At 71.9% G+C, this 6,871-nt stretch carries 8 protein-coding genes and 1 pseudogene; 6 read left to right on the forward strand and 3 right to left on the reverse strand.

The annotated features are described in order from the left end of the window. Positions 1 to 72 precede the first annotated feature (72 nt). Both ABD844_RS11870 and ABD844_RS11875 read right to left on the reverse strand, forming a co-directional pair. A complete protein-coding gene (locus tag ABD844_RS11870; protein WP_344876000.1) occupies positions 73 to 1,539 on the reverse strand; it encodes a sialidase family protein in 1,467 nt (488 codons plus the stop codon). A gap of 251 nt (positions 1,540 to 1,790) precedes the next feature. Beyond that, entirely contained in the window at positions 1,791 to 2,687 is an 897-nt protein-coding gene (locus ABD844_RS11875; RefSeq protein WP_344876002.1) for an SDR family oxidoreductase, read from the reverse strand. A gap of 87 nt (positions 2,688 to 2,774) precedes the next feature. Between ABD844_RS11875 and ABD844_RS11880 the strand changes: the two genes are divergently transcribed. Further along, positions 2,775 to 3,332, forward strand: a complete 558-nt coding sequence (locus ABD844_RS11880; protein ID WP_344876004.1) for a TetR/AcrR family transcriptional regulator — start codon at positions 2,775 to 2,777, stop codon at positions 3,330 to 3,332. Positions 3,333 to 3,360: 28 nt separating this feature from the next. Here the strand turns inward: ABD844_RS11880 and ABD844_RS11885 are convergent, their stop codons facing one another. Beyond that, positions 3,361 to 4,053: a hypothetical protein gene (locus ABD844_RS11885; protein ID WP_344876007.1), complete on the reverse strand. Its 693-nt coding sequence runs from the start codon at positions 4,051 to 4,053 to the stop codon at positions 3,361 to 3,363. Positions 4,054 to 4,194: 141 nt separating this feature from the next. Here ABD844_RS11885 and ABD844_RS11890 point away from each other — a divergent pair, with 141 nt between their 5' ends. The 5 genes and pseudogenes from ABD844_RS11890 to ABD844_RS11905 all read left to right on the forward strand — a co-directional run bounded on the left by ABD844_RS11890 (position 4,195) and on the right by ABD844_RS11905 (position 6,782). Continuing rightward, positions 4,195 to 4,710: a SigE family RNA polymerase sigma factor gene (locus ABD844_RS11890; RefSeq protein ID WP_344876009.1), complete on the forward strand. Its 516-nt coding sequence runs from the start codon at positions 4,195 to 4,197 to the stop codon at positions 4,708 to 4,710. 10 nt (positions 4,711 to 4,720) lie between these two features. Further along, on the forward strand, positions 4,721 to 5,557 hold the full coding sequence (locus ABD844_RS11895) for a hypothetical protein (protein ID WP_344876011.1): 837 nt from the start codon (positions 4,721 to 4,723) through the stop codon (positions 5,555 to 5,557). 88 nt (positions 5,558 to 5,645) lie between these two features. Beyond that, a pseudogene (locus tag ABD844_RS53085) lies at positions 5,646 to 5,882 on the forward strand (NAD(P)-binding domain-containing protein); the annotation flags it as partial. Then, positions 5,792 to 6,085, forward strand: a complete 294-nt coding sequence (locus tag ABD844_RS53090; protein WP_425568545.1) for an imine reductase family protein — start codon at positions 5,792 to 5,794, stop codon at positions 6,083 to 6,085. The pseudogene ABD844_RS53085 and the gene ABD844_RS53090, both read left to right, overlap by 91 nt. 34 nt (positions 6,086 to 6,119) lie before the next feature. Further along, on the forward strand, positions 6,120 to 6,782 hold the full coding sequence (locus ABD844_RS11905; RefSeq protein ID WP_344876015.1) for a class I SAM-dependent DNA methyltransferase: 663 nt from the start codon (positions 6,120 to 6,122) through the stop codon (positions 6,780 to 6,782). Positions 6,783 to 6,871: the final 89 nt, after the last annotated feature.

Consider the following 6,871-nt stretch of genomic DNA (forward strand, 5'->3'; position numbering starts at 1 on the left):
GGCACGAGTCTTCTGCGCACCCCTGGCGGGGGCCGAGCCCTCGCCAGGGGTGTCGTCGCTCAGTGTCGTCGCTCAGCCGGAGAAGAGCGCGCTGTGCAGGTCGACGGGGTTGGCGGCGTCGTCGGTGGACACGCCGTACACGGCCGAGAAGGAGTTGCCGACCGAGACGAGGCCGGTGTAGTCACCGAGCAGGCGTCCCGCGCTGGTCAGCGGAACCTTCCTGGTGTCGAACGGTCCCTCGACGTGCTGCTCGCGCCACGACCCGGGCTGCGTGCAGTTGCTCGCGCAGGTGATCGCCCACAGGTCGGTGGGCAGGGTGGCCGGGTCGGGCGTGTTGTTGCGGAAGTCGTAGTACGTGATCGCCACGGTGCCGGACTTGGACGCGGCGATCACCGGCACGGCGGCCGAGCCGGTGGGCGTCTTGTCCACGCGGACCGGGCTGGACCAGGTCTTCCCGCCGTCCGCCGAGCGCGAGTAGGCGACGTGGAAGGTGCCGTCGGCGTCCTGGCTCGGCCAGACGGCGTTGACCACCTGGGAGTCGGGCTGCGCGGCCAGCAGCGGTAGGGCGGCGTTGCGTACCGGGTCACCCGAGTTGTCCGGGTCCGGGATGCGGGGGCCCACCGCCATCGGGGCCGGGACGTTCAGCGTCGGCTGCGACCAGGTGCGGCCGCCGTCGGTCGAGCGGATGACCTGGGTGGAGGCTTCGGTGCTGGTCTCGTGGTGCATGACGATCAGCAGCGTCCCGTCCGGGAGCGTCACCAGTTGGGTGCCGATGACGCCGCTGTTGGTGGGCACGTCGTACACCTTGCTCGTGGTCCACGTACGGCCGTCGTCGGTCGACTTCGCCAGGTAGACCGGCTGGACCCAGTTCTCCGTGGTCTCGGTCGACTGGTTGTCGATGCGGTCCCACACGGCGTAGACCACGCCGGGACGGTAGGGGTCGGCCGTCACCGACGGGCGGTCGTTGAAGAACTGCGGGTTGTCGTCCCGCCCCAGGGTGACCGGCTTGTCCCAGGTCCGGCCACCGTCAGCGGATCGGGACACCAGGATGGCCGTCACGTCACCGGCGCGGGACATCGACAGCGACGCGGCCACCGCCGCGCCCGACGGGGTGACCGTGACCCAGTGGTCGGTCGCGACGTCGTAGTCTCCGCCGTTGGCGGACGAGCCGCCGTTGCACCGGGAGAAGGCGGGCACGTTCTTGGACGGCTTCCAGGTCAGGCCGTAGTCGTCGGACACGGCGACGCCCGTGCCGTTGCTGCCGTACCGGCTCCAGCGGTCCTGCTGGAAAACGGTGACAAGGCGCTGCGGGCGCTTCGGGTCGCGCGCCACCATGGGCAGGACTTCGGTGTTCGGGTTGAGGGTGTAGCCCTCGGCCGGGGGAAGTCCGCAGTCCGGGGACAGCGGGCTGACACCCGAGACCGGCCGGACGATGGCGGATCCGGGGGGCGCGGTGTCGTCCGCGGCGGCGGGTTGCGCCACGGTGCAGGCGAGCAAGATGGCCGCTGGAACTAACAGCGTCTTGGAGCGTCGGATCACGAGCTCTTCCTCATCTTCGTCGTGGTTACGGGACGTCACCGCCTCGCGGAGGGGAGCACAGAATGCCCCAGAAGCCGGCGAACGCCGCAGGGAAGATTACAGCGGCAAGATCAGATCCGCCTGCTCCTTGATCGCAAACACCGCTGAAACTCCGTCCGACCTGCGCTTTCACCGCGCTCGCGACGCTGACGGGCCCTTCGACGAGCCGGCCGGTACGCAGTCAGCGCAAGCCTTCCACGACCCCCGCACCGTCACGCCGGCAGCGCGTAGGCCCCGGCGGCGATGTCCTCGAAGAGCGTCGGGCCCGTCGGCGTCCAGCCGAGCAACTCCTGCGTACGCGCGCTCGACCCGGTGATGTCCGTGCCGAAGAAGCGTCCGATCCAGCCGAAGTGGGCCTCGGCCTCCTCCGGCGCGACCGATACCGTTGGCAGCCCCAGGTGGCCGCCGATGGCGGCGGCGATGTCGCGGGACGGGAGGCCGCCCTCGGCCACCGCGTGCACCCGCGTACCCGCCGGGGCCTTCTCCAGCGCGAGCCGGACCAGCCGCCCGGCGTCGGAACGGTGCACGGCGGCCCAGCGGGTCGAGCCCTCCCCGATGTACCCGGCCGCCCCGCGCTCCTTCGCGATCCTGGTCAGCACCGCGACGAAGCCGTGGTCGCCCATTCCGTGCACGATCGGGAAGCGCAGCGCCACCGGATGCACTCCGCGGCCGGCGTACTCCAGGGCCAGGGTCTCGCTGCCGCCGCGCATCGAGTCGGCGCCGTGGTGCGGCGACGGGTCGTCCTCGGTCATCGGCCGCCCGGTAATGCCCGAGGCCAGCCCGGACGCGAGCAGGAAGGGCCGGCCGCTCCCCTCGACGGCGTCGAGCATCCGCTGGACGGCGGCCCGCTCGCTGCGGCCCGCGCCGGCGTAGTCGGAGAAGTCGTGCTTGAAGGCGAGATGAACGACGGCCTCGGCGGCGGCCACGGCCGCGGCCAGGCTGTCGAGGTCGTCGAGGTCGCCCCGGTGGGCGACCGCGCCCTTGGCCGCGATGGCGGCGGCCGCCTCGTCGGAACGGGCGAGGCCGACGACCTGGTGGCCGTGGGCGAGGAGTTCGTCGGTGACGGCCGAGCCGATCCAGCCGGAGGCACCGGTGATGAAAACGCGCATGGCGAAGCTACCTTTCAAAGTCATGTCAGTGACTGACATCAACGGTAGCATTGGATGTCAGCCACTGTCATCACTAGAATTCCGGGCATGGGCCGATGGGAGCCGGACGCAAAGGGACGGATGATCCGCGCCGCGATGGAGCTGTTCGCCGAGCGCGGGTTCGACGAGACCACCGCCGGCGACATCGCCGAGCGCGCGGGGGTGACCGAGCGCACCTTCTTCCGGCACTTCGCCGACAAGCGCGAGGTGCTCTTCGACGGCTCCAAGACCATGGAGCGGACGGCCCACGACGCGATCCTGGCCGCACCGGCCGATCATTCACCGCTCGACGCGGCGCTGGCCGGGGTGGTCGCGGGCGCCGGTCCCCTGGAGGACCGCCGCGACCACGCCGTACGCCGCTCCGCCATCGTCGCGGCCAACCCGAGCCTGCGGGAGCGCGAGCTGCTCAAGCTCGCGGCGCTGGCCGGCGCGATGACCGAGGCGCTGCGCGCGCGGGGGGTCGCCGAACTCGACGCCGGCCTCGCCGCGCACAGCGCAGTGGCGGTCTTCCAGGTCGCGTTCGTGCGCTGGGTCTCGGCGGACGAGCCGCCGGCCATCGCCGCCTGCATCGCGGAGGCCGCGGCGGCACTGCGCGCCCTGAAATAGGGCCGCCGGTAGCCGGGTGAGACTTCGGTCAGGCCCCCGGAGGGGCGTTCCAGGGCCGTTGCCCGGCCGGTGAGTGCGGCGCGCCGGGCGCGGACGGCGGCACGGGCGCGGGCCGCCGGGTCAGGAGCAGGACGAATCCGCTGACGGCGGCCGCAATCAGCGCCGCGCCCAGTGGAAGCACCGTGACGAGGTATCCCATCCGCCACGTCAGCATGGTCGTCAGCACTTCGTTGACGAGCGGGCCGAGAATCAGGGACAGGACGCCGAGACCCGCCAGGACCGCGACCACCGCGCTCCGGTGGCGGCCCGCCCGCCGCGCGAACACCACCGTCGCCCCTGCCACGCCACCGGCGCCGAGCCCGCTCAGCACCCGGCCGGCCCCGAAGAGCCCGACGCCGGGGGCCAAAGCGTCCAGCAACACACCGGCGGTCAACAAGGCGATGGCCGTCAGGCCCACCGTCGTCAGGAAGCGTCCGCCGAGGCCGACTCCCAGCGCCCCACCGACCGCCGCGCCGACCACGTACGTGACGAGAACCGTGAGCAGGATGGTCTGGCCGGACAGATGGAGGTTCATCTGCAGCGAGCCCCATGCCCTGGGCCCCAAGGGCATCGTCAGCAGATACAGACCCGTGAGCGCGGCGATCCCCGGGCCGATCAACGCCCAGACCGGTCGTTCCCCGCCCGGCAGAGCGGCGGTTCGTGGTGGTTGACCATCATGCATGGGGATCAGTTTGCATCGGCCTTGACTGTCCCGTCCATCCCGCTGCAAATCGCGGCCTTCCCCGCCGCCGCAGGTAGTGCCGATCTCAGAGGTACGTGAAGCCCGGTCAACCGAGGTAGCGTCCTGGACGGTGTTCAGGAAGTGACGCGAAAACCCGACACGGAGTTCTCGGAGTTCGTACGGCGGCGCGGGAAACATCACCTGCGTACCGCCGTGCTGCTCACGGGTGACTGGCACAGCGCGGAGGACCTGGTCCAGAGCTGCCTGCTGAAGCTCTACCGCGTGTGGCCCAGGCTGGACACCGGCACCGACCCCGACGCCTACCTGCGCAGGATCCTGGTCAACACGCACCGGTCGTGGTGGCAGGTGCGCTGGCGGCGCGAGGTACCGATCGCGAGCGCGCCCGACGTGCCGGACGAACAGGACGATCGCGCGGTGGCGATCGCCCTGCGCGCCGCGCTGCGGCGGCTGCCCGCGCGCCAGCGGCTGGCGCTGGTGCTGCGCTACTTCGAGGACCTGCCGGAAGCGCAGGTCGCCGAGCTGATGGGCTGCTCGGTCGGGAGCGTGAAGACGCACGCGCATCGCGGCATCCGCCGGTTGCGGGAGCTGCTCCCTGACGTCAACGAACTGCCGGCGCCGGCACGTGGGAAACGGTGAGGTGAGACGAATGGACAGAACAGAAGAGCAGATCGTACGCGCGCTGCTGGCACGGGCCAGCGCCGACCTTCCCCCCGAGCCCGACCTCATGGCCAAGGTCACGAGAGGCAGGCGGCCGATCCTCGTCCCGGCCCTGGTCTCGGGCCTGGCCGCGATGGTGGTGGCGGTCACGCTGGTGACCTCGCAGTTCGTCACGGCGCCGTCGGCGCAGGCGGCCGTGGTGGCGGCGGCGGAGCGTACCGCGACCGAGAGCTTCCGCAGCCACGTGGTGACGACGCAGGAGATCCCGGACGGCCGGCCGTATGAACGGGTCGTCGACGGCTTCTTCGACCCGGCCACCCGGTACGGCCACGCCCAGGTGCGCGAGCCGGCCTACGAGATGATCTTCATCGGCGACACGGTCTACCGCCGGCTCCCGGCCGACCTGCCGGAACAGATCCTGGCCGGGATCCCGGAGGGCAAGCAGTGGGTGGCCACCGACAAGGTGGAGGATCGGGGGCCGGTGCACGCCCTGGCCAAGCAGGGCTTCCCGGATCCGGCCGCCGCGTTGCGGCAGCTAGAGGCGGCCGACGAGGTGGTGGAGACGAGCCAGGGGCGCTACACGTTCGAGCTGCCCGTCGCCGAGGAGCTGGGCCAGGCGCTGACGGGCACGGTGGAGGTCGACGACGAGGGCCGCGTACGCAGGCTGGAGATCGTCGCGGGGCCCACGCGTACGACCCTGGAGTTCCGCGACCACGGCGCGCGGGAGCCGGAACGCGCGGCTCCTCCGGAAGCGGAGGTGCAGCGCCTGGGCGAGGCGATCAGGCCCGCGCAGGGGGCGACCGAACCCGCCGCGTCCCCGGCTTGACTCTCACATCGATGTGAGGGATCAGCGTGACCGCCCCCGGGCCGCTCGATCGAGCGGCCCGGATCCCTCTTCGACGCGGGAGAAGATCATGGCTGACGGGGAAGACCCCGTGGTGGCGGTGATCGGGACGAACCCTCGGGGCGCGGCCCTGGCCCGCGCCCTCGCGGCGGCGGGGAAGAACGTCATGGTCTGGGACGCGGCCGGTCCCGAGACCGGGGCGCCGCAGGGCACGTCGTGGGCCGGTTCGGCGCGGGCGGCCGTCGCCACCGCGTCGGTCGTCCTGCTCTGCGTGGACGACTACGGCGCTGTGCGGCGCGTACTCGGCCAGGCCGCGCCGTACGTCGCCGCCCGCGACGTGGTCAACGTGACCTCGGGCACGAGCGCCGAGGCGGAGGAGGTCGCGGCCTGGACACCGCCCTGCCGGAACTCGTCCGTTCCCTCACCGCCCGTGGCATCGACGCAGGTCACGGCAGGGACAGTTTCGCCAGCCTGATCGAGCTGATCCGGGAGCGGGCCCAACCCGGCTGACCGGCCGTGCCCGGCAGGGCTATCGTCCTTCGCCATGACTGAGTCCGCCTATCTGCACACCACCCGCGTGGCCTACGACACCGTCGCCGCCGACTACGCCGAGCTCCTCCGGGACGAGCTCGACACCAAGCCTTTCGACCGCGCCATGCTGGCGGCGTTCGCCGAACTCGTGCGGGCGCCGGGCGCCGGGGAGGTCGCCGACCTCGGCTGCGGCCCCGGCCGCGTCACCGCCCACCTGCGCTCGCTCGGCGTGCCCGCCTTCGGCATCGACCTGTCGCCGGAGATGGTCGCCGTCGCCCGCCGGAGCCATCCGGACCTGCGGTTCGAGGTGGGCTCGATGACCGGTTTGGAGCTGGCGGACGGGGCCGTCGGCGGCGCGGTCGCCTGGTACTCGACCGTGCACACCCCGCCGGAGCTGTTGCCGACGGTGTTCGCCGAGATCCATCGGGTGCTGGCGCCCGGCGGTCATCTGCTGATGGCGTTCAAGGTCGGTGACCAACGGCGCCACCTCGACCGGGGTTACGGTCACGAGCTGTCACTCGACGTCTACTGGAATCCCCCGGAGCAGATCGCCGAGTTGCTGGGCAAGGCCGGGCTCGTCATGGACGCCCAACTGATCCGCGAGCCCGACGAGAGCGAGCGGCCCCGCTCGGGCCGGCAGGCGTTCTTCCTGGCCCACAAGCCCGCCGAGTCCTGACCGCGCGGCCTCTCATACCTCCGCGCGGAGGCCGGGCCCGTGCGTACCCGAAGTACGCGCGGGCCCGGCCGGCAGGGCTACTCGCGGGC

The organism is Nonomuraea antimicrobica (assembly GCF_039536965.1).
Classification (GTDB): domain Bacteria; phylum Actinomycetota; class Actinomycetes; order Streptosporangiales; family Streptosporangiaceae; genus Nonomuraea; species Nonomuraea antimicrobica.